Annotated in this window: 22 protein-coding genes; 6 read left to right on the forward strand and 16 right to left on the reverse strand. The window is 71.5% G+C overall.

Translation table 11 applies throughout. From position 1 onward, the window contains the following. Positions 1–154 precede the first annotated feature (154 nt). Positions 155–667, forward strand: coding sequence for an Lrp/AsnC family transcriptional regulator (locus AWQ68_RS09070; RefSeq protein WP_084463782.1), 513 nt, complete (start codon positions 155–157; stop codon positions 665–667). Positions 668–714: 47 nt separating this feature from the next. On the opposite strand, the gene AWQ68_RS09075 is transcribed toward AWQ68_RS09070, so the two are convergent. The 9 genes from AWQ68_RS09075 to AWQ68_RS09115 form a co-directional block, all read right to left on the reverse strand. Next, positions 715–1,734, reverse strand: a complete 1,020-nt coding sequence (locus AWQ68_RS09075) for a LacI family DNA-binding transcriptional regulator (RefSeq protein ID WP_066937581.1) — start codon at positions 1,732–1,734, stop codon at positions 715–717. A 28-nt stretch (positions 1,735–1,762) separates the two neighbouring features. After that, a complete protein-coding gene (locus AWQ68_RS09080; protein WP_245655813.1) occupies positions 1,763–3,199 on the reverse strand; it encodes a GH1 family beta-glucosidase in 1,437 nt (478 codons plus the stop codon). Further along, a complete protein-coding gene (locus tag AWQ68_RS09085; protein ID WP_306306802.1) occupies positions 3,196–4,080 on the reverse strand; it encodes a carbohydrate ABC transporter permease in 885 nt (294 codons plus the stop codon). Before AWQ68_RS09085 ends, AWQ68_RS09080 begins: the two co-directional genes overlap by 4 nt. After that, positions 4,077–5,051: a carbohydrate ABC transporter permease gene (locus tag AWQ68_RS09090; protein ID WP_066937584.1), complete on the reverse strand. Its 975-nt coding sequence runs from the start codon at positions 5,049–5,051 to the stop codon at positions 4,077–4,079. Before AWQ68_RS09090 ends, AWQ68_RS09085 begins: the two co-directional genes overlap by 4 nt. An 84-nt stretch (positions 5,052–5,135) precedes the next feature. After that, on the reverse strand, positions 5,136–6,485 hold the full coding sequence (locus AWQ68_RS09095) for an ABC transporter substrate-binding protein (protein ID WP_084463783.1): 1,350 nt from the start codon (positions 6,483–6,485) through the stop codon (positions 5,136–5,138). A gap of 330 nt (positions 6,486–6,815) precedes the next feature. Beyond that, positions 6,816–8,279, reverse strand: a complete 1,464-nt coding sequence (locus tag AWQ68_RS09100) for a sulfatase family protein (protein ID WP_066937587.1) — start codon at positions 8,277–8,279, stop codon at positions 6,816–6,818. A 113-nt stretch (positions 8,280–8,392) separates the two neighbouring features. Next, a complete protein-coding gene (locus AWQ68_RS09105; protein WP_066937591.1) occupies positions 8,393–9,211 on the reverse strand; it encodes an aldo/keto reductase in 819 nt (272 codons plus the stop codon). Beyond that, positions 9,208–9,807 carry a TetR/AcrR family transcriptional regulator gene (locus tag AWQ68_RS09110; protein WP_066937594.1) on the reverse strand — a complete coding sequence of 200 codons (600 nt, stop codon included), beginning with the start codon at positions 9,805–9,807 and terminating at the stop codon, positions 9,208–9,210. The genes AWQ68_RS09105 and AWQ68_RS09110 overlap by 4 nt, the downstream gene beginning before the upstream one ends. Positions 9,808–9,858: 51 nt before the next feature. After that, positions 9,859–10,761 (reverse strand): oxidoreductase, encoded by a 903-nt coding sequence (locus AWQ68_RS09115; RefSeq protein ID WP_157545047.1) that lies wholly within the window; start codon positions 10,759–10,761, stop codon positions 9,859–9,861. Between the two features lie 150 nt (positions 10,762–10,911). Between AWQ68_RS09115 and AWQ68_RS09120 the strand changes: the two genes are divergently transcribed. Both AWQ68_RS09120 and AWQ68_RS09125 read left to right on the forward strand, forming a co-directional pair. Next, the gene (locus AWQ68_RS09120) at positions 10,912–11,991 is read left to right on the forward strand and encodes a hypothetical protein (protein WP_245655814.1); all 1,080 of its coding nucleotides are present in this window, start codon (positions 10,912–10,914) and stop codon (positions 11,989–11,991) included. Between the two features lie 5 nt (positions 11,992–11,996). Further along, complete coding sequence (locus AWQ68_RS09125) at positions 11,997–13,256, forward strand: DUF6716 putative glycosyltransferase (protein WP_245655820.1); 1,260 nt, start codon at positions 11,997–11,999, stop codon at positions 13,254–13,256. Between the two features lie 33 nt (positions 13,257–13,289). On the opposite strand, the gene AWQ68_RS09130 is transcribed toward AWQ68_RS09125, so the two are convergent. The 6 genes from AWQ68_RS09130 to AWQ68_RS09155 form a co-directional block, all read right to left on the reverse strand. Then, complete coding sequence (locus AWQ68_RS09130; RefSeq protein WP_169808883.1) at positions 13,290–14,672, reverse strand: DJ-1/PfpI family protein; 1,383 nt, start codon at positions 14,670–14,672, stop codon at positions 13,290–13,292. Positions 14,673–14,810: 138 nt separating this feature from the next. Beyond that, entirely contained in the window at positions 14,811–15,782 is a 972-nt protein-coding gene (locus tag AWQ68_RS09135; RefSeq protein WP_245655815.1) for a GlxA family transcriptional regulator, read from the reverse strand. Positions 15,783–15,931: 149 nt separating this feature from the next. Then, positions 15,932–17,227, reverse strand: a complete 1,296-nt coding sequence (locus AWQ68_RS09140; protein ID WP_066937608.1) for a polysialyltransferase family glycosyltransferase — start codon at positions 17,225–17,227, stop codon at positions 15,932–15,934. 13 nt (positions 17,228–17,240) lie between these two features. Beyond that, the gene (locus tag AWQ68_RS09145) at positions 17,241–18,194 is read right to left on the reverse strand and encodes a glycosyltransferase family 2 protein (protein WP_066937610.1); all 954 of its coding nucleotides are present in this window, start codon (positions 18,192–18,194) and stop codon (positions 17,241–17,243) included. A gap of 40 nt (positions 18,195–18,234) precedes the next feature. Beyond that, positions 18,235–20,301, reverse strand: a complete 2,067-nt coding sequence (locus tag AWQ68_RS40605) for an N-acetylneuraminate synthase family protein (protein WP_084463784.1) — start codon at positions 20,299–20,301, stop codon at positions 18,235–18,237. A gap of 145 nt (positions 20,302–20,446) precedes the next feature. Further along, the gene (locus AWQ68_RS09155) at positions 20,447–21,904 is read right to left on the reverse strand and encodes an ATP-binding protein (protein ID WP_066937613.1); all 1,458 of its coding nucleotides are present in this window, start codon (positions 21,902–21,904) and stop codon (positions 20,447–20,449) included. Positions 21,905–22,325: 421 nt separating this feature from the next. Between AWQ68_RS09155 and AWQ68_RS09160 the strand changes: the two genes are divergently transcribed. Beyond that, positions 22,326–22,739 (forward strand): DUF488 domain-containing protein, encoded by a 414-nt coding sequence (locus AWQ68_RS09160; RefSeq protein ID WP_066937616.1) that lies wholly within the window; start codon positions 22,326–22,328, stop codon positions 22,737–22,739. 242 nt (positions 22,740–22,981) lie between these two features. Next, complete coding sequence (locus AWQ68_RS09165) at positions 22,982–23,641, forward strand: ACT domain-containing protein (protein WP_066937619.1); 660 nt, start codon at positions 22,982–22,984, stop codon at positions 23,639–23,641. Between the two features lie 34 nt (positions 23,642–23,675). Here the strand turns inward: AWQ68_RS09165 and AWQ68_RS09170 are convergent, their stop codons facing one another. After that, positions 23,676–24,950: an ABC transporter ATP-binding protein gene (locus AWQ68_RS09170; RefSeq protein WP_084463785.1), complete on the reverse strand. Its 1,275-nt coding sequence runs from the start codon at positions 24,948–24,950 to the stop codon at positions 23,676–23,678. 587 nt (positions 24,951–25,537) lie between these two features. On the opposite strand from AWQ68_RS09170, the gene AWQ68_RS09175 reads away from it, so the two are divergent. Then, complete coding sequence (locus AWQ68_RS09175) at positions 25,538–26,830, forward strand: extracellular solute-binding protein (RefSeq protein WP_066937791.1); 1,293 nt, start codon at positions 25,538–25,540, stop codon at positions 26,828–26,830.

A 26,830-nucleotide genomic window follows, 5' to 3' on the forward strand; every position in this document is an offset into this window, starting at 1 on the left:
CGAACCTCCTGGCTCCGTTGGGGGAGCCCAAGCACAGCAACGCGTTCCCGACATGCGCAAGCATCTGGCGAGTAGAAGCGGAAAAGACGCAAAAGGTTTGCGGGAAAGCCGCGTTTCGCTAAGGTTCGTTTCGCCCGAGCCGAGGAGTTCTGCCATGTCCGAAATCGATGACATCGACCACCGCATCCTGCGGCTGCTGCGCGAGGACGGGCGCAGGACCTTCTCGGAGATGGCGGCGGAGATCGGCCTGTCGGTGGCCGCCGTCAAGCGGCGGGTGGACCGGCTGCGCGAGCTCGGCGTGATCACCGGCTTCACGGTGCAGATCGACTACGCAAAGCTCGGCTGGGGCATCGAGGCGTTCACCGAGCTGAGCTACCCCGGCACGACGCCGGTCAGCGAGATCGTCCGGACCGCGATCGACGTCCCCGAGGTCCAGGAGGTGTACACGATCGCCGGCGATCCCGACGCGCTGGTCCACGTCCGGGTCCGCGACCTCGGGCATCTCCAGCACGTGATCGACCGCCTGCGCCGGGCGGGCAACGTCACCGGAACCAAGACGCTGATGGTGCTGGGCTCGTGGACCCGCGACGCGCCGGCGCACCGGGTGGCCTTCGGAGCGCCCCCGGGCGCCGCTTCCGGCACGCCGTCCCGGGGGCCCCGCGTGTGATGAGGACCGCAGGGCCCCGCGTGTGATGAGGGGGCCGTACGGCCCGGTTACGCCGAGGCGCGGATGACGAGGTGGGTGTCGAGGATGACCACGGGCTGCTCCAGCGTGTCGCCGTTGATCCGCGCGACCAGGAGCTGCACCATCTGGCGGCCCATCGCCTCGGTCGGCTGGTGGACGCTGGTCAGCGGCGGCTCCGTGTGCAGCGCGAACCGCGAGTCCTCGAACCCGATCAGCGCCACGTCGCCGGGCACGCTGAGGCCGCGCTCCTTCAGCACGTGCAGCGCCCCGACCGCCATCGGGTCCGACGCGGCGAAGACCGCGTCGAGGTCCGGGTGGCGTTCGAGGAGCTCCCGCATCGCCGCCTCGCCGCTCGCCTCGGAGAAGTCGCCGTACGCCACCCGCTCACCGGTGCCGGTCGCGATCAGCGCGTCGCGGTAGCCGGCGAGACGGTCGACGCCCACGCCCATGTCCTGCGGGCCGGCGATCGTGGCGATGCGGGTGCGGCCCTTGCCGAGCAGGTACTTGGCGGCCTGCCGCGCCCCCGCCCGGTTGTCCATGTCCACGTAGCTGTACGGCGTGGGCCCGACCGGCCGGCCACCCATCACCGTCGGCACGCCCATCGCCTCGAGCCGCTCGGGCAGCGTGTCGGCGCCGTGCACGGAGGTGAGCAGGACGCCGTCCACGTGCTGGCCGGTGAGGTAGTCCGCCAGCCGGTCGTGCTCGGCCCGGTTCTGCGCCATCGTCAGGATGAGCTGGAGGCCCGTCTCGGAGAGGGCCGAGCCGATTCCGCGGATGATGCCCGCGAAGAACGGCTCGTCGAAGACCCGCTGCTCGGACTCGGAGACCACCAGCGCGATGGTGTCGGTGCGGTTGGTGACCAGGGTGCGCGCCGCGCGGTTGGGCACGTAGCCCAGATCCTTGATCGCCGTCAGCACGGCGTCGCGGGCCTTCTCGCTCACCTTCGGCGAGCCGTTGATCACCCGTGACACCGTGCCGCGTCCCACGCCCGCGCGGGCGGCGACTGCCTCCAGAGTCGGGCGCGCCCCCTGTCGGCGGTCCCCGTTCATCGTTGCCCCCTCCTGACTTTTCTCGGGCCTATTCTGCTGCGCCCGGCAGCCCACCGTGTCGCGCCGTCTCCGCATACCACAGAGCGCTGTCCTTCAGGACGCGCCGCTGGGTGGGATAGTCGACGTACACCAGGCCGAAACGCTTCCCGTAGCCCCACGCCCACTCGAAATTGTCCATCAGCGACCACGCGAAGTAGCCCTGCAGCGGGACGCCGGCCTCGATGGCAGCATGACATGTCCGCAGATGGGCGTCGATGTAGGAAAGCCGCTCCAGGTCATGGACGCGGCCGTCCCCGGTCAGCTCGTCGTCGAACGCCGCGCCGTTCTCGGAGATGACCAGCGGGACGGACGGGTAGTCCCGCGCCAGCCGGGTCAGGAGCTCGTACAGGCCCGAGTCGTCGATCTCCCAGCCCATGGCCGTCACGGGACGGCCGCCGTTGACGAAGCCGACGTGCTCGCTGCCCACCCACGGCGACCCGGAGTCGGTCGGCGCCGCCGCGGCCGACCGGGCCCCGCCGGGCGCGCCCGACACCGTGAACCTGCTGTAGTAGTTGACCAGCAGCACGTCGAGCGGCGCGCCGATCAGGGCGAGGTCGCCGTCCTGGACGAAGTCCGTGTCGGTGACCGCGCGCAGGTCCTCCAGCACGTCCTCCGGGTACGTGCCCTTGAGCAGCGCGTCCAGGAAGAAGCGGTTCTGCAGCCCGTCGATGCGGCGGGCGGCGTCCCGGTCGGCCTCGCTGTCGGTGGCCGGCGAGACCGCGTACAGGTTCACGCACCCGCCGATCCGGGAGTCGGCCCGCTGCGCCCGCATCGCCTGTACGGAGAGGCCGTGGGCGAGGTTCAGGTGGTGGGCGGCGCGCACCGCCGCGGCCGGCTCGCGCCGTCCCGGCGCGTGCTCGCCCGAGGCGTAGCCCAGGAAGGCGGCGCACCACGGCTCGTTGACCGTGCTCCAGTTCCTGACCCGGTCGGCGAGCGCGTCGTGGACCAGGGCCGCGAAGTCGGCGAAGCGCGACGCCGTGTCCCGCGCGGGCCAGCCGCCCGCGTCCTCCAGGGCCTGGGGGAGGTCCCAGTGGTAGAGCGTCAGCCAGGGATCCACGCCCTGGGCGAGCAGCTCGTCCACGAGCCGCTTGTAGAAGTCGAGCCCCTTGGCGTTGACCGCCCCGGCCCCGTCCGGCTGGATGCGCGGCCAGGACACCGAGAACCGGTACGCGGTGAGGCCGAGGTCGGCCATCAGCCGCACGTCCTCGCGGTAGCGGTTGTAGTGGTCGATCGCGACGTCGGCGTTCTCGCCGCCCACGACGTGGCCCGGCCGCTTGACGAAGGTGTCCCAGACGGACGTGCCCCGTCCGTCCGCGGCGACCGCGCCCTCGATCTGGTAGGCCGAGGTCGCCGCGCCCCAGACGAACCCTGTGGGGAACATCAGTCCGGGGCTGCGGGTCTCGGCCCGAGTCTCCTGCGTGGTCACGCTTTGACCGCACCTTCCATGAGTCCACCGATGATCTGTCGGCCGAAGAGGACGAATACGAGAATGAGCGGGAGGATGGACATGGCCGTCCCGCTGAAGATGAGCACGTAGTCGGTGCCGTACTTCGCGTTGAGCGAGTTGATCGCGACCTGGACCGTCGGGTTGTCGGGGGTCAGCGCGATGAGCGGCCACATGAAGTCGTTCCAGGTCAGCATGAAGGTGTTGATGCCGAGCACCGCCATGCCGGGCCGTACGGCGGGCAGGATGACGTTCCACCAGATCCGCATCGTCGAGGCGCCGTCCACGCGGGCCGCCTCCACCAGCTCTCCCGGCACGGCCTGCTCGGTGTACTGCGTCATCAGGAAGACGCCGAAGCCGTTCAGCAGGTACGGGAGGATCACCGCCTTGAGCGTGCCGATCCATTCGAGGTTGACCATGACCCGGTAGAGGGGCACGATGCCCATCTGCTGCAGCGGCACCATCATGGTGATGAGGACGAGCAGCAGGAGCAGCTTGCCGCCCTTGAAGCGCAGCCGCGCGAAGGCGAAGCCGGCGAAGGTCGAGATCAGCACCACCGACACCGTGACCGTGATCGCGATGATCAGCGAGTTGGTGAGGCCGGTCAGGTAGTGCGCGTCCTCGTTGGCGAGCACGCGCCGGATGTTCTCCCCGAGGTTCCCGCCGGGCAGGAACGGCGGCGGGATGTCGGTCGCCTCCTTGTTGGTACGCGAGGCGATGACGATCATCCAGTAGATCGGGAAGGCCGAGATCACGATGGTGACGACCAGAACGATCTTGGTCCACGGCGTGGCCGACCACATGTCGGACCGCTTGCGTCCCGGCTGGGCGCGACGCCGGTCTCCCGCGGTGAGCGTGGTCACTTGTTGCCCCCGATCCGCCGGATGAGCAGGAAGTTGACGAGCGATCCGACGAGGATCATCAGGAAGAGCAGCCACGCGGCGCCGGACGCGTACCCGTAGTCGAACTCGCGGAAGCCCTGCTCGACGATGAACATCGAGACGGTCTGGAACTGGCTGTTGGTGCCGCCGTGGACGTTGCCGCCGAAGAACGTGGTCGGCTCGGCGAAGAGGGTGAGGCCGCCGATGGTCGAGTTGAGCACCACGAAGATCATGGTCGGGCGCAGCATCGGCACGGTGATCTGCCAGAACTGGCGCCGGCGGGAGGCCCCGTCGATGGACGCCGCCTCGTAGAGGTCCTTGGGGATGGTCTGCATCCCGGCCAGGAAGATGATCGAGTTGTAGCCGGTCCACCGCCAGTCGATCATGGTGGAGATGGCGATCCACGAGGGGATCCGCTGGGCCTTCCAGTCGATCGGGTCGGCGCCGAACAGCTCCAGGATCCAGTTGATCAGACCCCAGTCACGGCCGTAGAGCTGGGTGAAGACGACGGCCACCGCGACGACCGAGGTGACGAGGGGCAGCAGGACGCCCATCCGGACCAGCAGCCGGCCCCTGATCCGCTTGTTCAGGGCGTTCGCGAGCAGCAGCGCCAGCAGGATCTGCGGCACGGTCGCGATGAGGAACATGCCGATCGTGTTGACGACGGCGTTCCAGAAGGCGCCGTCGGACAGGAGCGCGGTGTAGTTGCCGAGCCCCGTCCATTCCTCGGTCCCCGTGAGGTCGTACTTGAAGAGCGAGTACCACAGGGTGAAGCCGAGCGGGAAGATCCCGAATACCAGGAAGAGGAGGAAGTACGGCGAGACGAGCAGGTACGGCGCGGCCTTCAGGTCCAGCCAGGACAGGAAGCCCAGGCCGGAGGAGCGCCGCGGGCGGCTCCTCGGGGGCGGGATCGGCGCCTGGCTGGCGCGTCCCGCGTCGACGTTAACGCTCATGGGTCACCTTTCAGCGGAAGCAGGCGACCGGCCCGCCGGCGGGGTGCCGCTGCGGCGGGCCGGTGCTGATTCGGCGAGCGGGGATCAGCCCGCCGCCTTCACGGCGTCGTCGACGAGCTTCTTCCAGCCCTGCGCGTACGGCACGGAGCCGTCGTCGATCGCCGAGACGACCGACTCGATCGCGTTCTTGACCTGGGCGTGCTTGATGCCGAGGAAGATCGGCTGGAGCGACGAGGCCGACTTCGCGAAGATGTCGCCGACCGGAGCGTTGTTGAAGTACTCGTTCGTGGCGCTCTGGACCGCCGCGTCCTGCTGGGCGAGGGTGTTGCTCGGCATGTTGCCGGCGTAGTTGAAGACGCTGACCTCGCCCTCCTGGCCGGTCAGGTAGTCGAGGACGGCCGCGGCCTCCTTCGGGTGCTTGCTCTGCTTGGGCACCGCGAGCCAGGAGCCGCCCCAGTTGCCGCCGCCGCCCGGCACCGCCGCGACGTCCCACTTGCCCTTGAAGTCGGGGCCGGCCGCGTCGTCGCCGCTGACCACGCCGAGCATCCAGGCCGGGCAGCCGAGCGTCGCGAACTGCGACTTCTTCATGCCCGTCTTCCACTCGTCGGTGAAGTTGCGGAGCTTGGCGGTGAGGCCGTCCTGGCTGATCTTCGCGGCGAAGTCGTAGGCCGCCTTGACCGCCGGGTTCTTGTCGACGATCAGGTTGTTGTCCTTGTCGAAGTAGGTGACGTTGCCGTTCTTGGCGCCCTCCTGCACCAGCACGACGTTGTAGAGCGTGTTGGTGCCGTCGACGAACTTGGTGTCCTTGACCTTGGCCTGGAACTCCTTGCCGACCTTGACGAAGTCGTCCCACGTGGGCCAGAGCTTGCTGACCTCGTCCCGGTCGGCCGGCAGGCCCGCCTTCTCGAAGAGGTCGCGGCGGTAGCACAGGCTCATGCCGCCGATGTCGGTGCCGAGGCCGAACAGCTTGCCGTCGGAGGTCATGCCGCCGTCCCACTTCCAGGCGGCGAAGTTGGCCTGGCGGTCCTTGAGGCCGTACTCGCCGAGGTCGGCCCACCACTCGGGGTGCGCCTTGGCGAGGCCCATGCCGCCCTCGTCGATGCCGACCACGTCACCGGCGCCGGTTCCGGACTGCAGCCACTGGATCATCTGCGGCCAGTAGACCTGCTCGAACTGGTCGGTGAGGTGCTCCTCCTTGATGATGATGTCCTTGTGGGAGGCGTTCCACTTGTCGATCGCCTCCTTGTAGCCGAAGTTCTTGCCACCGCCGAAGGTCTGCACCTTGATGGTGACCGGCTCCGCCGCCGCGGCGGAGCCGCCGTCGCCGGCCGGCTTCTCGTCGTCGCCGGTGGTGCAGGCGGCCGTGACGCCCAGGGCGAGCGTCGCCACAGCGGCGAGCGCGAGCAGCCTGCCGCGGCGGGAGGTGTGCATCATTCCGGACCCCTCTCAGGTGGTATCCCGAAGTCATGGGAGGTGCATCCCGGGCCGTTCCCCGACTGCTCGGTCCGAGATAGGTAGGTTGTTGGGAGCGCTCCCACGAAGGTTGCTCCATCGGTGATGTCGGCGTCAATACGCCGAAACATAACCGTTACGCCGTGGCCAATTTGGCTCATGGAACAGGATCTTAGGGAACAAAGCGCCTAATCAGACGTCTGGGAGCGCTCCCATCCCATAGAGCCCAAAATGCTCACGCAGCGTGACCCGGTCCCCGCATCGGGGCGCCGTGGCCGGCGGTCGCCGGCCACGGCGGTGTGGGCGGCGGTGTCAGCGGGGAACCGCCCGCAGCAGGGCGCGGCTCTCCGCGTCGGCCGTCCGGCAGGTGGCCCCGGAACAGCCCCGCAGCAGCGCGAGCCGGGCGGAGAACGTCCCCACCAGGTACGGGTCCGCGGTGGCGGCGAGGTTCCGCAGCTCGTACGGATCGGTGGCCAGGTCGTAGAGCTGCCGCTCGCCGGTGCCGTACTCGACGTAGCTGTACCTCTCGGTGCGCAGCACGCTGTAGGTCGGCGCCGCGTACGGCGCGTACGGCGGCTGGAAGAACTCCACGAGGACGGCGTCGCGCCAGGGCACGTCCTCCCCGCGCAGCAGCGGGACCAGCGAGCGCCCCTCGGCGAACGACGGCGGCGTCGCCCCGCCCAGCTCCGCGAAGGTGGGCGCGAGGTCCACCGTCGAGCAGAGCCGGTCGATCGTCGAGCCGGGCGCGATGCCGGGGCCGCGCACGACCAGCGGGATCCGGATGTCCTCCTCGAAGGGCGTGGTCTTGCCCGGGTGCAGCCGGTGCTGCCCCAGATGGAAGCCGTTGTCGGAGGTGAAGAAGATGTACGTGTTGTCCAGCTGTCCCGCCTGCTCCAGCGTCGAGACGAGCGAGCCCACCATGTCGTCCACGCCGAGCATCGCGCGCATCCGGTCGCGGTGCAGCTCGTCGATCCGGCGCACCGCCTTCGGCGTCAGCGGGGGTTTCTCGCGTAGCCAGAGCGGCTCCGCCGACATGTCCAGCTCGTCGAAGGACGGCGTCCGCGGCGCCAGCTCGTCCTGGAAGGCGTCCGCGTGCCGCGGCGCGTAGTTGGCCGGCTGGTGCGGCGCCACCGGGGCGAGATAGAGGAAGAACGGCTGGTCGCCCGACGAGGAGACGAACTCGTCGGCCTTGTGGCTCAGCACGTCCTCCAGGTAGTCCTCCGGTGTGTAGCCGTGCTGGGTGACCACGCCGTCGTCGTTGAGCGCGTAGCCGTACTCCTGGTAGAGCCGGGTGACGGGGACGGCCCAGCGGTCCCATCCGGGCGGGATGTAGTGCCGCGACGCGCCGAGCGGGTACTGGTTGAGGTACTTCCCGAGGAGCCCGGTGCGGTAGCCCGCCGACCGCATCCACGTGCCGACCGTGGACTCCTCCAGCGTCCGGAACTTCGGGAAGCCGCCGGTCGGCGGGCGGTTGCTCTCCACCTGGTGGCTGTGCATGTACTGCGACCGCAGGATCGACGACCGAGACGGGCAGCACCACGGGTTGGTCGCGAAGAACCGGGAGAAGACCGCGCCCTGCTGGACGAGCAGGTTCCAGATGTTGGGGAACCGCTGCAGGTCGGTCGCGTCCAGGTCGTCGGTCAGGATGAGCACGACGTTCGGCGGGCGCGTGGAGGTGCTCTGCGGTTGGGCGGCGGCACCGGAGAACGCCGTACACATGAGGAGCGCCACGGCGAGCCAGGGACACCACCGACGGGGCTTTCTGGGGAGCGGCATGGGTCAGATCATTACCTGGCCGCTATCAGCGGAAACGTACGGCCTGTGCCCAGGCAGGCGCAGGCCGTGACGAATCCGTCCAGATCTCACCGAGCGGGGATCGCCCGCCGGGATCAGCCGAAGGTCGCCGGGTCCGGGCCGAGGCGGCGGCCCGCGTCCATGGAGGCGATCTCGGTCATGTCCGCGGGGTCCAGCTGGAAGTCGAAGACGTCGATGTTCTGGCGGATCCGCTCCGGCGTGACCGACTTCGGGATGACGACGTTCCCGAGCTGGATGTGCCAGCGCAGCACCACCTGGGCCGGGGTCCGGTCGTGCTTGGCCGCGATCCGCGTCAGCACGGGCTCGTCGAGCAGGCCCTTGCCCTGGCCGAGCGGGCTCCACGCCTCGGTCGCGATGCCGTGCGCGGAGTCGTAGGCGCGCAGCGCGTCCTGCGCGAGCTGCGGGTGCAGCTCGATCTGGTTGACCGCCGGCACCACGTCCGCCTTGTCGAGCAGCCGGTCCAGCGTCTGGACGGTGAAGTTCGAGACGCCGATCGCCCGCACCCGGCCGTCGGCGTAGAGCTTCTCCAGGGCCTTCCACGTCTCGACGTACTTGTCCTGGGCGGGGGCCGGCCAGTGGATCAGGTAGAGGTCGAGCACGTCCAGGCCGAGCCGCTCCATGCTGGCGTCGAACGCGCGCAGGGCGCTGTCGTAGCCGTGCTCGTCGTTCCACAGCTTGGTCGTGATGAACAGCTCGTCACGCGCGATCCCCGACTCGCGTACGGCCCGGCCGACGCCCGCCTCGTTGTGGTAGAGCTTCGCCGTGTCGATGCTGCGATATCCGGCGGAGAGGGCGGTGGCCACCGCGCTCTCCGCCTCGTCGTCGGCGACCTGCCACACGCCGAAGCCGAGCTGCGGCATGGTGACGCCGTTGTTGAGGGTGATGGTGTTCATGCACCCATGCTGCCCGACCAGCTTTCGGCGAGCGGAAGCAGGACCCCGTCGACGGCGTCGGCCATGAAGGCGTCGTCCAGCGGCTCGCCCAGGACGATCAGCCGCCGCCAGATGAGAGCCTCCGCGACGGAGAACAGCGCGCGCGGGTCGACGGGCCCCGGAAGGTCCCCGCGCTCGACGGCCCTGCCCAGCAGGAAGTCCAGGCCGGACAGGTCCCGGCCCGGCATGTGGTCGCGCACCGCCCCGGCGAGCTCGGGGCTGGACAGCATCGCGGAGACCAGCCCGATGATGAGCTGGTGCCTGCGCCCGATCGCCTCGCAGATGGCGCCGAGCGCCGCGAGCAGGTCGCCGCGAAGTGAGCCGGTGTCCGGGGCGGGAGGCAGGTCGATGTCCAGCCGGTTGCAGACGAGATCGACGACCAGGTCGGCCTTGCCCGTCCACCGCCGGTAGATCGTCGCCTTGCTGGCCCCGGCCCGCCGGGCGATGTGGTCCACCGACATCCGGTCGTACCCGGTCTCGGCGAGCAGCTCCAGCGTGGCGTCCAGGATCGCCTGCTCGCGGGCGGGGTCGAGTCGTCGCGAGGTGGCGTTCTCCATGGGCTCCCTGTCGCTGATGTCCGGTCGCGGATCCGCGCCGCCGGCGTCGGTCTACTCTGCTGCGCCTCGTGGCCGGGGGGTCGCGGCGAGGTCCGGGAATTGTACGTCGGTGAGCTCCTCGGAGACGGTCCAGAGGCGTCGCGCCAGCGCCTCGTCCCCGGCCGCCGCGCTGATCGCGGGCCGCTTCAGCTTCGGCCCGAGGAACTCCCCGCCCCGGATCTCGGGCGACGTCGCGGCGTACAGGGAGGGCAGCGCCCCGGCCTCCGGCGGCTGCATGGCGACCCGCATCAGTGTCTTGAGCAGCCCGCTCAGCGGGCCCAGCTTCACGATGTCCGTCGCGGTCGCGCCCGGGTGCGTGGCCACGCTCAGCAGCCGGGCCCCCGCCCGCCGCTGCAACTCGAACGCGAACAGCAGGTTGGCCAGCTTGGACCGTCCGTAGGCGCTCATCCGCCCGTATCCCTGGCGCAGTTCCAGGTCGTCGAAGTCGAGCCGGCCCGCCTTGTGGGCGTCGCTCGCCACCGTGACGACCCGGGGCCACGGCCGGGCGAGCAGCAGTGGCATCAGGAGGCCGGTCAGCGCGAAGTGCCCGAAATGGTTGGTCCCGAGTTGCATCTCGAACCCGTCGGCGGTGGTCGTCCTCGGGATCATGCCGACGCCGGCGTTGTTCACCAGCAGGTCCAGCGCGTCCAGCCGGGACCCGATCGCCTCGGCGAACGCGCGCACCGAACCGAGGTCGGCGAGGTCGAGCCGCTCGAACTCCGCGTGCGCGCCGGGCGCCCGCTCGAGGATCCGCCCGACGGCCGCCCGTCCCTTGTCCGGGTCGCGGCTCGCGACGATGACGCGGGCCCCGTGCCGGGCAAGTTCGAGCGCGGTCGGGAAGCCGATGCCCGAGTTCGCTCCGGTGACCACCGCGGTGCGGCCGGTCAGGTCGGGGATGTCGTCAACGCTCCACATGGCCATCCTCCTGAGTGTACGAAACGGTTTCGTACACTACATGGTGTCGCCCCGGTCCGCGACACCCGCGCCCGGCGTCGGCGCGTGTTCACCCGGTGTTCGCGAGCGCGTCGGAGGGGCGCCGCCTGCCGCGCGTAGCGTCGTCGCGTCGTGAACGGGTCTTCACCGGACGTGGGCAGCGCGGGTCGGCGCCACGCCGTCGAGCAGGGGCCGGCCATCGCGTGGGTGGAGTCCCCGCTGCAGTTGTTGTGCGTCGCCGAGGCGCACCACGCCGGGCTGCTCGCCCCCGAGACGCTCGTCGTGCCCAGGGCCGGCCAGCGCGCGCTGCGGCTCACCGGCCGTGAGCTGCGCCGGATCGGGCTGCCCGAGGGGCTGCGGCTCGCCGAACCCTCCGCGGCCATGCCGCGTCCCGGCCGCGTCTGGGCCGTCGGCGACGCGTTCTCCGGGCGGGTCCAGGCGCGCGTGCTCACCACCCGCCTCCACCGGGTCGTGCTCGTGGACGACGGCCTCGCCACGATCCGCCTCCTCGAACTGCTCACCGCCCGCCGTCCGCTGCTGCGCGCCCGGGCCACCCACGAGGGCGCGGCCGGGATCGCCCGCTCGATCCTCGGCGCCGCCGCCGGGATGCGGCTGCGGAGCCGCAGGCTCACCGTGTTCACCGCCCTGCCCGTCCCCGCGCCGCTGGCGGGAGCCGTCCGTGATCTGGGCGCCGAGCTGGTCCGGCACGACTTCGGATGGCTGCGGTCCCGGCCCGCCGGCCCCGCGCCCGAGGAGCGCACCGTCGTGCTCGGCACGTCCCTGGTGCGCAACGGGCTCATCCACCGCGACCGCTACCTGCGGTGGCTGCGCGAACTCGGCGAGCCGGTCGCCTACTACCCCCATCGGCGGGAGGATCCCGAGGACCTCGCCCGGGTCGCCAGGATCGACGGTCTCACCGTCCACGACTCCGGGCCGCCGGTCGAGCTGACGCTGCGCGACCTGCGCCCCGGGCAGCGCGTGGTCAGCCTCCCCTCCACCGCGGTGACCTCGCTGCGCGTCCTGCTGTCCGGGCGCGGTGTCTCCGTCGAGGCCGTCGAGGTGCCCGACGAGTGGTGGACGGAGGCCGCCGGGCCCTCGCTGCGCGCCCACCTCCAGATCTTCACCGACGTGCCGGCCCCCGCCGCCGAGGGGGAGAGCCCCGCCCGCGGCCTGCCGGGACATTCCCCCGCCCCTGGAAAGGTAGCTCCTTGATCCGCGTGCTCGCCGTGGCCGACTCCGACTCGTACCTGAAGTGGGCCGCCGGCCTCCTCGACGCCATGCCCTCCGACTGGGTGACCGAGCTGCTGGTCGTGCGCTCCCCGATCGCGCCGTCCGAGAGCCAGATCCAGGCGGCGGTGAGCGGGACGCGGATCGGCCGCGCGGGACGGCCGGCCGTATCCGAAGGCCCGGAGGGGGAGATTGGGGGCGGCCTCCCGTCCGTGCTCGCCGCCCGGCGGCTGCGCCGCGCGGCCGAACGCTTCCGGCCCGACGTCGTGCTGCTGGCCTGCACCGGCCCCGTCGTGGACGTCCTCGCCGCCGAGGTCCTCGCCGACCTGCGACCGCGCCCCGCGTTCGTGTCCGGCCTGCCCGGCATCTCGGTGCCCGCCACCGAGAAGGCGTGGCTGTACCGGAGCGGATGCGAGCTGTTCGTCGTGCACAGCGGCCGGGAGGTGCGGGAGTTCGCCGCCATTGGGGCGGCGCTCGGAGGCGGCGGGTCGGCCGCCGGGGGAGGGGTGGCCCTGGCCCGCCTGCCGTACCTGGACCTCGGCGGTCCCGCGCCGGCGGAGCGCGACCGGGTGATCTTCGCGACCCAGGCGAAGGTGCCGCGGCGGCGCGAGGAGCGCGAGACCGTGCTGCTCGCCCTCGCCGCGCTGGCCGAGGCGCGTCCCGACCTGGACGTCGTGGTCAAGCTCAGGGGACGCGACTCCGAACGCCAGACGCACAACGAGCGGCACCACTACGAGCGTCTCTGGCTCGCGATGGCGGGGGAGGGCCGGGTCCGGATCGACGCGCTGCGGTTCGCCACCGGGCCGATGCACGAGCATCTCTCCCGCGCCGCCGGGTTCGTCACGGTCAGCTCGACCGCAGCCCTGGAGGCGATCGCCGCCGGCGTGCCGCTGCTCGTCCTGTCCGACTTCGGGGTGAGCGCGGAGATGATCAACCTGGTCTTCGAGGGAAGCGGGTGCCTCGGCACGCTCGACGACCTGGCCAAGGGCGGGTTCCGTGTCCCGGACGGGGAATGGTGTCGCTCCAACTACTTCCACGACGACGCGGAGAGCGACTGGCTCGACCGCATCCGCGAGCTGGCCGCGGCCGCCGGCGCGGGAAGCCTCGCCCCCGCCCGCTCCCTGCTCGGCGGGCCGGAGCACGCCGCGGCCCGCCGCCGCGCCCGGCTCCGGCTGGAGGTGCCGCCCCGGGTCCTGCGGTACGGCTACCGCGCCAGGCGCCGCGTCCGCCGCTACCTGAAGGTGCTCTGATCTCGGATCACGAGGCTCCGCCCCTCAGCCGGATCATCGCGTGGCGCCGGCCGTACGGCGGCGGAGGAGACGCGGCAGGGCGACGGCGAACACCCCGACACCGGCGGAGCCGGCCAGGGCGACCGCGAAGAGCACCGTGGAACGCCAGGGCCAGCCGGCCCCGGAAAGACGCAGCTGTCCGACGGGATATTCGGAGAACTTGGCGGTGATACGGGCGGTCACGTCGCCCGAATGGGCGGCGAGGTCACGGAGCATCGGGTCGAAACCGAACTCTCCGTCCCGCCGCCCGCCGCCGGGCGGCTCCGGTGTGAGACCTCGCCCCGACGCCCAGCTCGCGAGCGCCGGCGTCACGTCGCCGCGCACCCCCGGAACCACGAACCGGTCCAGGCGCGGCACCGCCGTACCCGCCGGTTCGGTGAGCAGGGTCACGCCATGCCGCGTGGTGATGGTTCCGATGGCGCTGATCGGGATCGCGCGGGAGCTGAAGGAGACACCGGAGTAGACCTCGAACGCCGCGGCGGCGTCGATCTCCCCCACTCCGTCCTCCAGCCCGATGCCGATCGTGGGGCGCCGCCAGGGGAACGCCGCGTTCAGCGCGTACGGCAGGTCGGACAGGGCGAGGTGGTTCGGGGTGATCGCGGTGGGTCCGTCCAGGCTCCAGCCGGGATAGTGGAGCGCGCCGCCGATCCGCCGGGCCTCATCCGCACCCGCGAGCCTCTCGACCAGGCGGAGCGCGCCGACGGTGCCGGAGGTGATGCCGGCCGTGGTGGTGATCGTGCCGTCCTCCACGTAGCGTTCGCCGCTCTGCCATCGCACTGCGGGGTGGTTCCGCTTCAGGGAGTCGATGTTCGCCCAGAAGGAGGTCGCCCGGCGGCCGTCGAGCACACCGGTGGCCGCGAGGAGTTCCGAGCCCGCGCAGACGCCCAGCAGGCGGGAGCCGTGCCGCGACCGTGCGGCGATCCACTCGCGCAGCGGCTCCTCCGCCGTGCCGGTGGGATCGACGACGGCGGGCACCACCACGACGTCCGGTTCGGGAACGGCGCCGGTCCCGACCTCGTCCAGGGTGTGGTCGGGCAGCAGATGTACGCCGCCGGAGAGCGGGGACGGGGCTCGCCGCGCCGCCACGGTGTAGACGGCGAACCGTCCCGATCGGGCGAACACCTCGTAAGGGGCGAGAACGTCGGCGGAGACCGAGCCGGCGTTGCTGAGCACGACCGCGACGGTGATCCGTCCGCCGGGTATCGCCTTGGCGGCCGGCCAGCCCCGGGCGGGCGGGCGTCGGTCGAACTCGGGGTAGCTCTGACCCATCGTGGTGGCGACACCGGCGGCGCAGATCCCGCCCAGGGAGGCGAGGAACACGGAGGCGCCCAGCAGGACACGCCCGATCCGGCGCACGACGGGCCTGTTCGGACGCACGCTCGGACGGCTTCGGACAGGGGACACAGGAGGCTCTCTTCTTTGTACGGCCATGAATGCATGGCGAAATTCACGGCAGCACAGATCGGCAGTACGCGCGATCGGCGCCGTGCAAGGGGAGTCAGGGGGGTGCGCCGCTCAGCGGGCGTGCTTGCGCGCCTCGGACGGGGGCATCCCGTACCGGGCGGAGAACAGGCGGCGGAAGTGGCGGACGTCGCGGAAGCCGCAGCGGCTCGCCACGGCGTCCACGCCGAGGTCGGTGTCGGCCAGCAGTCTCGACGCCCGTTCCAGGCGCAGTTGCTGCTGGTATTCCAGGGGGCTGATGCCGATCGCCGCGGCGAACGCCCGGCTCAGGCCCCGCGGGGACAGGTGGGCCACGGCGGCCAAATCGGCGAGGGTGTGCGGGGTGTCCAGGTGCTGGGCGAGATGATCCTGCACCCGATGGACGGCCGGATGCAGGTGCGAACGGTGCCGGAGAAAGGGACTGATCTGGGACGCCGAGCCGTTCCGCCGCAGGTAGACCACCAGTTCCCGGGCGGCCGCGGCGGCGAGTGCGGGGCCGTGATCGCGTTCCACGAGCGACAGCGCCAGGTCGATCCCGGACGAGATCCCCGCGCTGGTGCTCACCGGGCCGTCGTGGACGTACAGGACCCCGTCCTGGACCCGGGCCGCCGGGTATCTCCGCCGCATCGCCTCGACGAGCGACCAGTGGGTGGTGCACCGGCGTCCGTCCAGCAGCCCGGCCTCGCCCAGCGCCGCCGCGCCGGTGCACACTGAGGCGATCCGGGCGCCGCGGTGATGTGCCGTACGCAGCCACTGTGTCACCGAGTCGGGAACCAGCGGCTCGCCCGGCCGGAGATCCTTCACCCGGTGTCCCGGCACCAGCACCAGGTCGCCGGGCTCGGTCGACGGCAGACGGGCGAATCCGGCCAGCCGCAGTCCCTGTGCCGACACCGCCTCTTCGGCGTCGGACACGTACTCCAGCCGGTAGTCGGCGCCCAGGTGCGCCGCGGCGTCGAAGACCTGCACCGGACCACCCAGATCCAGCAGGTTCACGTCCGGAAGGACCAGCACCACGACCCGGCCCGTGCTCGCCACTCGCTCACTCACGGCGCCTACGCTAACCGCTCGCACCGGGCTCCGGGAGGGTCGTACGGACCCGCATACCGGACGGATCAGGCACTCGCCCGCGCCCCGAGAGCGCAGCGACGACCGCCGTCCACTGGGGGAGCGGATCCGGATGGGGGCGTCGCCGGGGCTCAGCGGGAGAAGAGGCGGCGCAGCCGGGAGGCCCGGCCCTCTCCCCGGCCCTCGCCCCGGGCGTCCGGCGGCGTCTCGGCCGGTGGCGGTGCGGGTAGCAGGCCCAGCGACGACAGGCGGCGGCGGGTGAAATAGCGCTCCGGTCCGTTCGCCCCGACGTACGCGGCGGCGACCTCGCGCAGGCCCGGGTACGCCGCGGCGCGCATGCAGTACCCGACCGCTCCGACCAGCGCGTCCAGATCCACCGGCGGCGGCTCCGCCAGCGAGCCGTCCGGGAGGAGCCGGGGCAGGGACGCGTCCACGACGGTCGCCGGGATCCGGTTGGCGTTCTCGTACGGCGAGAGCCGTTCGAGCACCAGATCGGCGCCCACGGTCGCGACCGGGATGCCGAAGAGGCGCCGCGCGGTCACCAGAGCCGTGGAGAAGCAGCCGACGACCAGGCGCGGGCGGTGGACGGCGAAGCAGACCTCCGCCGAGGCCGAGCCGTCCGCGACCAGCAGTTCGACGCCCAGTTCCTCGGCCACCGGCCGCAGCTCGCGGGCGTGCCGCCGCCCCGCGGCCGGGTGCGGCTTGAACACCACCGCGCGGTGCCCGCGCGCGGCGAGGCCGCGCAGCATGGCCGCGTGCAGCTCGGCCTCCTCGGCGGCGCTCAGGATCCCGAGGGCGGAGAGGTACTGGCCGAGGACGACGGCCTCCCAGCGTTCCCCGTTTCCGGGCTCGTCGGCCGCCCGCTCGACCACGCCGTGGAACGCGGAATCGGACACGATCTCCGGAGGCACGCCGTACTCGGACAGGAGCAGGGGAGCGAGGCCGGGGACGAGGTCCAGGTGGAGCAGACGGGTGACCCGCCCGCCGATCTCCCCGGGCAGGGGGAAGCGGGTGGGCCCGTAACTCATCAGGTCGTCCGAATAGACCGTGATCGGCACGTCCCGCAGCAGCCCGGCCAGGGTGCGGGCGGGCGGCACCGCGATCGACTCGACGACCAGCTCGTCCGGATCGCCCAGGCGGGCCGCCAGGAGGCGGCCCAGCATCGGGGCCTCCACCGAGCGCGCCTTCCACTCGGAGGGGTGCAGCGGGGCGATGACCGCGTTCCACGACACCACCTCGTCGAACCGGTCGCGGATCCGCGCGAACTCCGGCGACTCGTCCGGCGCCGGGGTGATCTCGGGGATCGCCGCGTTGTTCGACACCAGCAGGATCCGCCGGCCGGGGCCGAGGCGGCCCTCGTCGCAGGCCGCCGCGAGGGTCATCGCCCCGAGCGGCGTCGAGGCGCAGAGCAGCGTGGTCCGTGCCATGTCCCTCCCCAGGTCAGTCGATCCGCGCGGCCGCGTCCCCGGCGACCGGACCGCGCGCGAGCGACGCGACGAGGGCGCGGCGCTCCGGGTCCATGCCGGCGAGGGCCTCGTCGGGCACGCGCCGCAGGATCGCGGCGGCACGCTCCTCGAACGCCGCCCGCAGCTCCTGCGTGAACCGGTCGAGTAGCTCCACGTGGTGCACGAGCAGCCCGGTGAGGTTGCGCGCCGCCTTGAGCAGGAACTCGGGCTCGACCTCGTCGAGGATCGTCTCGTACGCGGTGAAGAAGTCGAGCTGCCGCTCGTCCCCGATCGCGGTCAGCGACCCGGGCACCCCGCGCCGGTAGAAGACGCCCGCCAGGGACACCACGGCGAACGAGCGGGCCCTCCGGTGCAGCCGCCAGATCCACGGCCGGTCCTCCGCCGTGCGCAGGCCCTCCGGGAAGGCGAGCAGCGATCCGAGATCGCGCCGGTAGATCCCGGCCCAGGCGTACGCGTAGTCGACCATGGTCCGGGCGTCGAACGGCAGGATGGCCTCGCGCGGGTCGAGCACGGCGTCCCGCCTGCGCGCCGGCGCGCGGAGCAGCTCCCGCCTGCGCCCCTCGACCTGGACGTGGTCCACCCGCACGAAGTCGCACCTGAGCGCGTCGATCGCGGCGGTCAGCTCGGCCAGGTAGCCGGGCGCCACCCAGTCGTCCCCGTCCAGGAACGTGACGTAGCGCCCGGAGGCGGCGGCGAGCCCGGAGTTCCGCGCGGCGGCCACCCCGGCCGGCGCGGCGTTGCGCAGCAGCCGGAACCCCGGCAGGTCGGCGCGGAAGTCCTCGGCCACCGCCGCCGTCGCGTCCGCCGAGCCGTCGTCGACCACGACCACCTCCATGTCCGGGACCGGGCCGCGGGTGAGCGACGTCAGCGTGTCCGCCAGGTACGGCTCGCCGTCGCGGACCGCCACGATCACCGAGAGCTCGGGCACGGGGCCGCCCCCCTCGCCGGTCCGCCGGTCGTCGGTTCCGTCACTGGGCGGCGACGCGGCGCAGGCGGGCGCGCGGCGCCTCCTCGCCCGGGAAGACGCGCTTGACGCCGTCTCCCATCGCGGACTCGATGACGCGGATGTCCCGGACCAGGTGCTCCAGGCCGCTCGGCTCCAGCGAGGCGGCGTGGTCGGAGCCCCACATCGTCCGGTCCAGGGTGATGTGCCGCTCGACGGCCACCGCGCCCAGGGTGACCGCGGCCAGGGAGATCTGCAGGCCGCGCTCGTGGCCCGAGTAGCCGACCGGCACGCCGTACCGCTCCCGGAGCGTGACGATGGTGCGCAGGTTGGCCTCCTCCGGAGGCAGCGGGTAGGTGGAGGTCGCGTGCATCATGACCAGACCCGAGGTGCCGAGGATCTCCACCGCACGGTCGATCTCCTCGAGCGTGGACATGCCGGTCGAGAGGATGATCGGCTTGCCGGTGGCCGCGAGGGCGCGCAGCAGCTCGTGGTCGGTCACGCTGGCGGACGCCACCTTGTGCGTGACGACGTCCATCTCCTCCAGGAACTCCACGGAGGGGACGTCCCAGGGCGAGGCGAACCAGTCGATGCCGCGCGTGGCGCAGTGCCGGGCGATCTCGGCGTACTCGTCCCGGCCGAACTCGGTCCGGATCTTGTAGTCGAGGTAGGTCATCTCCCCCCAGGGCGTCTGCCTGATCTGGCCGCGCTGCTCGGGCGGCACACAGATCTCGGGGGTCCGCTTCTGGAACTTGACCGCCTGGCAGCCCGCGTCGACCGCGACGTCGATCAGCCTGCGCGCGATGTCGACGTCGCCGTTGTGGTTGATGCCGATCTCGCCGATCATGTACACCGGCAGGCCGGGGCCGACCAGCTCCCCGCCGATCCGAACCGGCTCGCCCTTGACCCGCAGCTCCGGCCGGGGCATCCGGCGCGGCGTCCGCTCGGCGGCGTCCGAGCCCGCGGGCCGCGCCGCGAGCACCCGGTCGCACAGTTCCCGTACGGCTCCCGCCCCGCCGGCGTGGCCGAGCACGACCCGGGCGGCCGCCCGGACCCGCGGATGGGCGTCGGGGACCGCGACCGGCCAGCCGACCAGCGCCATGCAGCCGAGGTCGTTGACGTCGTTGCCGACGTACGCGACGCGGTCCGGGTCCAGCCCCTCGATCGCCAGCCAGTCGCGCAGCGCGGTCTCCTTGGCGTTGAGCCCCTGCAGCACCGGGACGCCGAGCTTGCGGGCGCGGGCCGCCACCACGGGGTTGCGCTCGGTCGAGAGCACGAGCAGCCGGACGCCGGAGCGCTTGAGCAGCGCCACGCCCATCCCGTCGGACCTGCTGACGACGACCATCTCGCGACCGTCGGAGTCGACGTACGCGCGGTCGTCGGTGTGCACGCCGTCGAAGTCGGTGACCACGGCGTCCACGTCGATCGGCAGCGGCTCGTCCACGAACGGCGCGAGCGCCCGCACGATGTCCAGGTCCTCGGGGGTGTCGACCTCCACGGCGTGCCGGGCCGGGACGGGCTGGACGGCCACCTGGCCGAAGAAACGGTGCCCATGTTCGCGCAGCCCCGCCGTACGCATGATGTAGAAGGCGCCGGTCTCGCGGTAGTGCGGCTCGCGGTCCTGCCGCCGCGGTCGGACGGCGGGGTCGTGGTTGACGCCCGCGCCCGCGCCGGTCCACACGAACTCGTAGGTCTCCATGCCGGAGAAGACGACGTCGGCCTCGCCGTCGAGGACGCGGCCGACGGCGGCGTCCAGGTCGTCCGGGTCGACGAACGCGCTGGTGCACTGCACGAGGAGGACCACCTCCGGGTCCTCAGGCAGCGCGTCGAGCGCGTGCAGCACCGCCGACTCGCTGGACGCGGTGGCCCCGCTCAGCTCCGCCGGACGCTCGACGACGCGCGCCCCCGCCTCGCGCGCGGCCGCGGCGATCCCCTCGTGGTCGGTGCTGACCACGACCTCGTCGACGAGCGCGGCCCGCAGGCACGCGCCGACGGCCCGGGACACCAGCGGGACGCCGCCCACCCTCTCCAGGTTCTTCAGCGGCACGCCCACCGAACCGCCACGGGCGGGGACAACGGCCAGGACTCGCACGGGGCACTCCTTCTACCTGCGACGACGCCCCCGAGGCCCCGGGGGTGTCCCAGAACCTAGTCAGGGGGATGTCACGCAGGGGGTGCCCGAGCTGAACGCGCAGGGGCGCCTGACTTAACTTTCCGTACGCTTCGTGCTTCGGGCGTCAGGAGCGGGCGCCGGAGCCGGGGTCGGAGGGCAGGTCGGAGTCCGGCCCAGAGTCCGGCCCAGAGTCCGGCCCAGAGTCCGGCTCGGAGTCCGGCTCGGCGTGCGGCTCCGGCCCGGAGGTCGCCGGCAGCCGGACCACGAACAGCGCGCCGCTGTCGGTGTCCTCCACCCGGATCGTCCCGTGGTGGGCCTGGATGACCTCGCGGGCGATGGCCAGGCCGAGGCCGGTGCCGCCCTGGCCCCTGCCGCGGGCCGAGTCGATCCGGGTGAACCGCTCGAAGATGCGCTCGCGATCCTCCGCCGGGATCGGCTCGCCGTCGTTGCCGACGGCGAGCACGGCGTCGTCGCCCTCGCGGCGGACATCCACCGTGATCAGGCTCTTGGCGTGCCGCTCCCCGTTGTTCAGCAGGTTGACCAGCACCCGGGACAGGTGGGTGCTCACGCCGTTGACGGTCACCCCCGGCGTGATCCGTGCGTCGATCTCGACCGGTGCCGAACGGCGGCGGTTGATCTCGTGCGCGACCAGCGTGCCCAGATCCACCTTCTCCCGTATGGAGCGGTCGGTGGTGCCGATGCGGGCGAGGAACAGCAGGTCGCTCATGATCGCCTCAAGGCGCTTGGTGTCGCGCAGCGCCGCCCTCATGGCCTCTGCGTGATCCTCCGGGTGCGGCATCGCGCTTTCGAGCTGCGCGCAGATGCCGGTGATCGGGGTGCGCAGCTCGTGCGAGGCGTCCGCGGCGAACTGCCGCTGCTGGGTGACCGACCGCTCCAGCCGCTCCAGCGCGTCGTTGACGGTGCCGGCGAGCCGGGCGATCTCGTCCTTGCCCGGGGGTTCGAGCACCCGCGCGCTCAGGTCGCTGCCGCTGATGTGGGCGAGCTGGGTGCGGATGGCCTCGACCGGGCGCAGCGCCCGCCCGGCCACCTTCCACGACACCCAGGCGATGACCGCGGTGAGCAGCGCGACCACGCCGGCGATGAGGAGTTCGAGCAGGTGGGTCGCGATGAGCAGCGGCTGGGGGCGGACGGCGACGACGACCGGAGCGTTCGGCTGCGCCCCGGTCCGCAACTCGACCCCGTTCCCGCACCTTCCCCCCGGGAGGGCACAGGTGGTGAACTCGGCGAACCGGTCGTCCGCCCGTGGCCACGTCCGGGCCAGGGAGGGCAGGCCGCGCGCGGTCGAGGTGGACGCGATGATCTGCCCGGACGGTGCGACGACCTGGATCAGCTCGGATCCCCTGAACGTCCGGATGGGGTCCTCCAGCCCGCCCTCACGTACGTCGGCGGCGATCTTGGAGGCGAGCTGCCGAGTGTCCTCCCACAGGTGCGCGTTGACGGCACGCCGTACCGCGATGTCGGCGCCGATCCCGAGCGGGATCAGCACGAGCAGCGCCACGACGGTCGTCAGCAGTGTCAGGCGAGCGTGTATGGACAGCTCGCGCAGCCAGGGGAGGGACATTTTTTGAGGGTACTGACCGTGATCCCAGGCGGATTCGTGACACCGGAAAGATCTGACTAAACCTGGTAAAAGTGTCATATCTAGGGCGCAGGACTCCGGGGACGCCTGCTTCCGCTTGGGGCGGGGCGGGTGTCCGGGGAGTCCGGTGATCGGCCGCGAAGTGGGGTCGGTTGAAAGATCGGCGACGGAACACCTGAAACTTGCGGCAAGCGTTGTGGTGCCGCGGCCGTCGCCCGGACGCGAGCGCGTACCGCGGTCTCCGCCCCGGTGCGGCGAGAAGTGCCGGGGCCGCGTTCCCGTCAGGGGAGTCCCGTACCACGCCATCGCCGTACCCGTGCCGTCATTTCACGAAAAACCGACTTTAGGCCGATAAAATGGACAAACCTGAGCGCGCGAACTCGGCTTGCCAGGGGGCGCCATCATGACGAACCACCGGACCGGACATCGCGCATCGTCCGCCGCCCGGAAGAGGGCGCGGCCATCGGTCGGCTGCCGGCGCGTCTACGAGGACGCGTCGCCGTCGGACGGCGTACGGGTGCTGGTCGACCGGGTGTGGCCGCGCGGGATGCGCAAGGAGGAGGCGCACGTCGACGAGTGGCTGCGGGATGTCGCGCCGTCCACGGGGCTGCGGCAGTGGTACGGCCACGAGCCGAGCCGCTTCCCGGAGTTCCGCCGGCGCTATCTCGCCGAGCTGGGCGATCCCGAGCACAGGGGGGCGCGGGAGCATCTGCGGGACCTCGCCGGCCAGGGAGAGCTGACCCTGCTCACCGCGACGCGCGACATCGGGCACAGCCAGGCGGCCGTCCTCGCGGAGTGGCTGACGGGGAACACCTGACCCCGCCCCGCGCGGCCCTGCGGACGCCCGGCCGACAGTGCGGTCCGGCCTGAGAGGCCGGACCGAGATGCGGTCTGTGAGCGGGACCGTGCGGGTCGGCCTGCGGGCCGGTCGGCGCGCCGCTCCGAGTGCCGGTCCGGGAGCCGGGCGTCGGCAGCATGTTCGACATCTGCCGAAAACACGCCTGAAACCTCTTTCCGGCACAGTTTGGGGAAGTGTTGGGCCGGAAGAGAGGTAACGGGATGCTGCTGCGGCTACGCGTTTCACTGCCGGACCGGCCGGGGGTGCTGGGCCAGGTGGCGCGGGCCTTCGGCGTCATGGGTGCGGACATTCTGCAGGTCACGGTGCTCGAACGGGACGCGGGACGGGCGATCGACGACTTCACCGTGTCCTGGAGCGGGGTGCTCAGCGCGGAGGAACTGCGCGAGCGCGTGAGCGTCGTCCCCGGCACCAGGGTCGAGGCCGCCTGGCGGACCCGCGAGGTGCCCGGGGCCAATCCGGACTACGACCTGCTCGGCCATGTCGCGGCCGACCCGGGCCGGGCGCTGCCGACCCTGGTGGACGCCGTGCCCGACCTGGTCAGCGCCGACTGGGCGGTCGCGGTGAGCGCCGCGGACGGCGCCCTCGTCCACGGGAGCTGGCAGGCGCCGGAGACATTGTCCTGGCCGGAGGCGTGGGCGGACCGGGGGACGGAGCTGACCGCGATCCGGTCGGCGGCGGTCACGCTGCACGGCCCGCTGCACGTGCTCAGCGTGCCGCTGCCGCCCCTGCCCGGCGTGGACATTCTGCACCTGGTGGTGGCGAGGATCCAGGGACCCGCCTTCCACCGGGTCGAGCTCGACCGGATGACCCGGCTGATGGAACTGGTCAAGGTCCTCGTCCGGGCCGGGGTCAGGGCGTAGGGACGCGAGGGGCGGGAGAGCCCGGCCCGGGGTACTACCGCCGCGGCGGGTCGATCCGGCTCCCGGTCTGCGTGAACAGCATGAGCCGGGACACGTCCACCGCCACCCGGCCGTGCTCGCCCGCCCGCCAGACGGGCCGCCCGCCGAGCCGTACGACCAGGTCCGCCCGGCGGTGGGTGCCGCCGATCGACGGCGCGGGCGTGTGCTCGGCCCCGCTGTCCCCGGAGCCCCAGAGGCGGCGCATCATCGACCGGGCGCGGCTGCCGCCTCCGCCGTTGGCGTACGCGTTGTGCCGCGGGTCGGGCGGCTCGGGCACGTTGACCGCCGGGATCCCGGCCTCCAGGTACGCGAGCCACTCGTGGCCGTGGTACTCCAGGGTCCGGACCCGCCCGAAGAAACTGGGCCCGTCGGTCTGCTCGGGGACCGGCGTCAGGGCGTCCGGGCGGATGCCCACGATGATCTGCGAGCCGGTGTGCTGGGACACCGCGTAGGCGCGTGGATCGCTCCAGGGCATCGTGATCTGGTGCGGGCCGAAGTCGAGCATGACGAACTGGTTCTGCGGGGTCCGCACCGTCGCGGCGAGCAGGTTGAGCTGCTGCGAGCTGAGGAACGCGGCGGTGAACGCGGTGGCCGGATCGTTGTAGACCTGGGCCGGCGTGCCGATGTCCTGCAGCACGCCCCGGTTCATGATGGCGATCCGGTCGGCCAGGGTGAGCGCCTCGACCTGGTCGTGCGTGACGTACACGGTGGTGACCCCGAGCGCGCGCACCAGCGACGAGATCTCCATGCGCATCTCGGTGCGCATGCCCGCGTCGAGGTTGGACAGCGGCTCGTCCATCAGGAACAGGGACGGCTGGCGGACGATCGCGCGTCCCATCGCGACCCGCTGGCGCTGGCCGCCGGAGAGCGTGGCCGGACGCCGGTCGAGGGTCTCGTCGATGTGGAGGGCGCGGGAGAGCTCGACCACCCGCTCGCGGGTCATGCCGGGATCGGCCTTGGCGATCTCCAACGGGAAGGAGATGTTGCCCCGGACGGTCCGGTGGGGATAAAGGGCGCCGTTCTGGAAGACCATGGCCACGTCGCGGTCCCGGGGCGGGAGGTGGTTGGCGAACTTCCCGCCCAGCCACAGGTCGCCGGACGTGATCTCCTCCAGCCCCGCGACCATTCGCAGCAGGGTGGACTTGCCGCATCCGGAGGGGCCGAGGAGCACGAGCAGCTCGCCTTCCTCCGCCCGCAGGTTCATTCGATCGACGGCGAGGAAACCGCCGGGATAAACCTTCGTCACATTGTCGAGGACCACGGCACTCATGACGGCACCCCGGCTGGCCGCCCGTTCATGCAACCGCACGGGCAACGCCCGTCGAATCGCTCAACGCGCTCGCTCATGTGGAGACTCGCTTCTCCTCTGGCACCGGTGCCCGGACCCCGGATATCGGTGTGATTGATGAGGTAGTACATCGTGTCTGGCCACGCGTGTCCATACATGTACGTGAGAAAGAGGGCACCTCCTCGTTACTCACCGGTATCGGATTGTTGCCGCATTAACGGTAAATAGCCAGGTATATGGCGATAATCGACAGCTTTTGGTTACCTAGAGAAAGGTCGCCCTGTCGTTTCCGGCGACTCGAGGGGCCGGCTGAATCTGTCCCGTGCCTTCTGTCCGTCGCCGGTCCGCGCCTCTCGCGCCGCCCTCTGCATGGGCCTCCTCGTGCTTCCTGTCACGCGCCCGGCGAGAGGCCGGCCCGCCGGTCAAGTGGCATATGTAACGAATTTGCAGAAACTTTCTGCAAGGGGTTTCATGTCCGTTCACATCGCTGTTACGTTCCGGCGTACACCCGGCGTGCCGGCCTCCCCACCGCGACGCCGTTCCCCCCTGAGCCATGAGGAGTGCACAACATGCGGCGAGTCATCTCGGCCGCGGCGGCTGCCGCGGCCCTCGCTCTCGCGGTGTCCGCCTGCGGGAGCAGCGACTCCGGCGACGCCGCGGCGCCCGCCGAGTCCGCCGTCGCCGACCCCGCGCAGATCAGTGGAGAGATCACCTGGTGGGACACCACCCGCCCGGACAGTGAGGGCCCGACCTTCCAGAAGCTCATCAAGGAGTTCGAGGCCGCGTACCCGAAGATCAAGGTCAAGTACGTCAACGTCCCGTCGGACCAGGCGCAGGGCCAGTTCCAGACCGCGGCGCAGTCGGGCACCGGGGCTCCCGACGTGATCCGCTCCGAGGTCGCGTGGACCTCGCAGTTCGCGTCCCTCGGTTACCTGCAGCCGCTGGACGGCACCCGCGCGGTGGACAACGAGAGCGACTACCTGGCCGGCCCGCTGAGCAGCACCAAGTACAACGGCAAGACGTACGCGGTGCCGCAGGTCACCGACACCCTGGCGCTGCTGTACAACAAGCGGATCCTCAAGGAGGCGGGGTACGAGGAGGCGCCCAAGACGGTCGAGGAGCTGAAGAAGGTCGCCCTCGACGTCAAGGCCAAGACCGGGGTGAACGGCCTGGCGCTGAACGTGGACTCCTACTTCCTGCTGCCGTTCATCTACGGCGAGGGCGGCGACCTGCTCGACGTGCAGAACAAGAAGATCGTCATCAACTCCCCGCAGAACGCGAAGGCGATGGCGGAGGTCACCGATCTGGTCGCCTCGGGGGCGGCGGCCAAGCCCGCGCTTCAGGACAGCTACGTGAACGCGATGACCGCGCTGAAGGACGGCAAGGCCGCGATGATCTACAACGGTCCGTGGGCGCTGTCGGAGGTCTACCAGGGCAAGGAGTTCAAGGACAAGACCAACCTCGGCATCGCGCCGGTCCCGGCGGGGTCGGTCAAGGCGGGCGCGCCGACCGGCGGCTGGAACCTGGCGATCTACGCCGGCTCCAAGAACATCGCCGCGTCGTACGAGTTCGTGCGCTTCATGAGCTCGGCCTCCTCCCTCGCCACCGTCTCCGGCGACCTCGGCCTGCTGCCCACCCGGGCGTCGAGCTTCCAGGACCCGAAGGTCCAGGGCAACCCCGACGTGGCGGTCTTCAAGCCGATCCTCGACACCGCGGTCGGCCGTCCCTGGATCCCGGAGGGCGGCCAGCTCTTCCAGCCGCTGCTCGAGGGCTACCAGGCGCTGCTCGCCGGCACCAAGCCGGAGGACATGCTCAAGCAGGTCGACGAGCAGTACCACGGCATCATGAAGGACTGGAGCTGA

The organism is Microtetraspora fusca (genome assembly GCF_001570365.1).
Taxonomy (GTDB): Bacteria; Actinomycetota; Actinomycetes; order Streptosporangiales; family Streptosporangiaceae; genus Microtetraspora; species Microtetraspora fusca.

What these genes read in the sequence shown, in the direction of transcription:
- AWQ68_RS09070 (WP_084463782.1), top strand. Translation starts at nt 155, where the DNA reads ATGTCCGAAATCGATGACATCGACCACCGCATCCTGCGGCTGCTGCGC.
- AWQ68_RS09075 (WP_066937581.1), bottom strand. Translation starts at nt 1,734, where the DNA reads ATGAACGGGGACCGCCGACAGGGGGCGCGCCCGACTCTGGAGGCAGTC.
- AWQ68_RS09090 (WP_066937584.1), bottom strand. Translation starts at nt 5,051, where the DNA reads ATGAGCGTTAACGTCGACGCGGGACGCGCCAGCCAGGCGCCGATCCCG.
- AWQ68_RS09095 (WP_084463783.1), bottom strand. Translation starts at nt 6,485, where the DNA reads ATGATGCACACCTCCCGCCGCGGCAGGCTGCTCGCGCTCGCCGCTGTG.
- AWQ68_RS09100 (WP_066937587.1), bottom strand. Translation starts at nt 8,279, where the DNA reads ATGCCGCTCCCCAGAAAGCCCCGTCGGTGGTGTCCCTGGCTCGCCGTG.
- AWQ68_RS09105 (WP_066937591.1), bottom strand. Translation starts at nt 9,211, where the DNA reads ATGAACACCATCACCCTCAACAACGGCGTCACCATGCCGCAGCTCGGC.
- AWQ68_RS09110 (WP_066937594.1), bottom strand. Translation starts at nt 9,807, where the DNA reads ATGGAGAACGCCACCTCGCGACGACTCGACCCCGCCCGCGAGCAGGCG.
- AWQ68_RS09115 (WP_157545047.1), bottom strand. Translation starts at nt 10,761, where the DNA reads ATGTGGAGCGTTGACGACATCCCCGACCTGACCGGCCGCACCGCGGTG.
- AWQ68_RS09140 (WP_066937608.1), bottom strand. Translation starts at nt 17,227, where the DNA reads ATGGCACGGACCACGCTGCTCTGCGCCTCGACGCCGCTCGGGGCGATG.
- AWQ68_RS09155 (WP_066937613.1), bottom strand. Translation starts at nt 21,904, where the DNA reads ATGTCCCTCCCCTGGCTGCGCGAGCTGTCCATACACGCTCGCCTGACA.
- AWQ68_RS09160 (WP_066937616.1), top strand. Translation starts at nt 22,326, where the DNA reads ATGACGAACCACCGGACCGGACATCGCGCATCGTCCGCCGCCCGGAAG.
- AWQ68_RS09165 (WP_066937619.1), top strand. Translation starts at nt 22,982, where the DNA reads ATGCTGCTGCGGCTACGCGTTTCACTGCCGGACCGGCCGGGGGTGCTG.
- AWQ68_RS09170 (WP_084463785.1), bottom strand. Translation starts at nt 24,950, where the DNA reads ATGAGTGCCGTGGTCCTCGACAATGTGACGAAGGTTTATCCCGGCGGT.
- AWQ68_RS09175 (WP_066937791.1), top strand. Translation starts at nt 25,538, where the DNA reads ATGCGGCGAGTCATCTCGGCCGCGGCGGCTGCCGCGGCCCTCGCTCTC.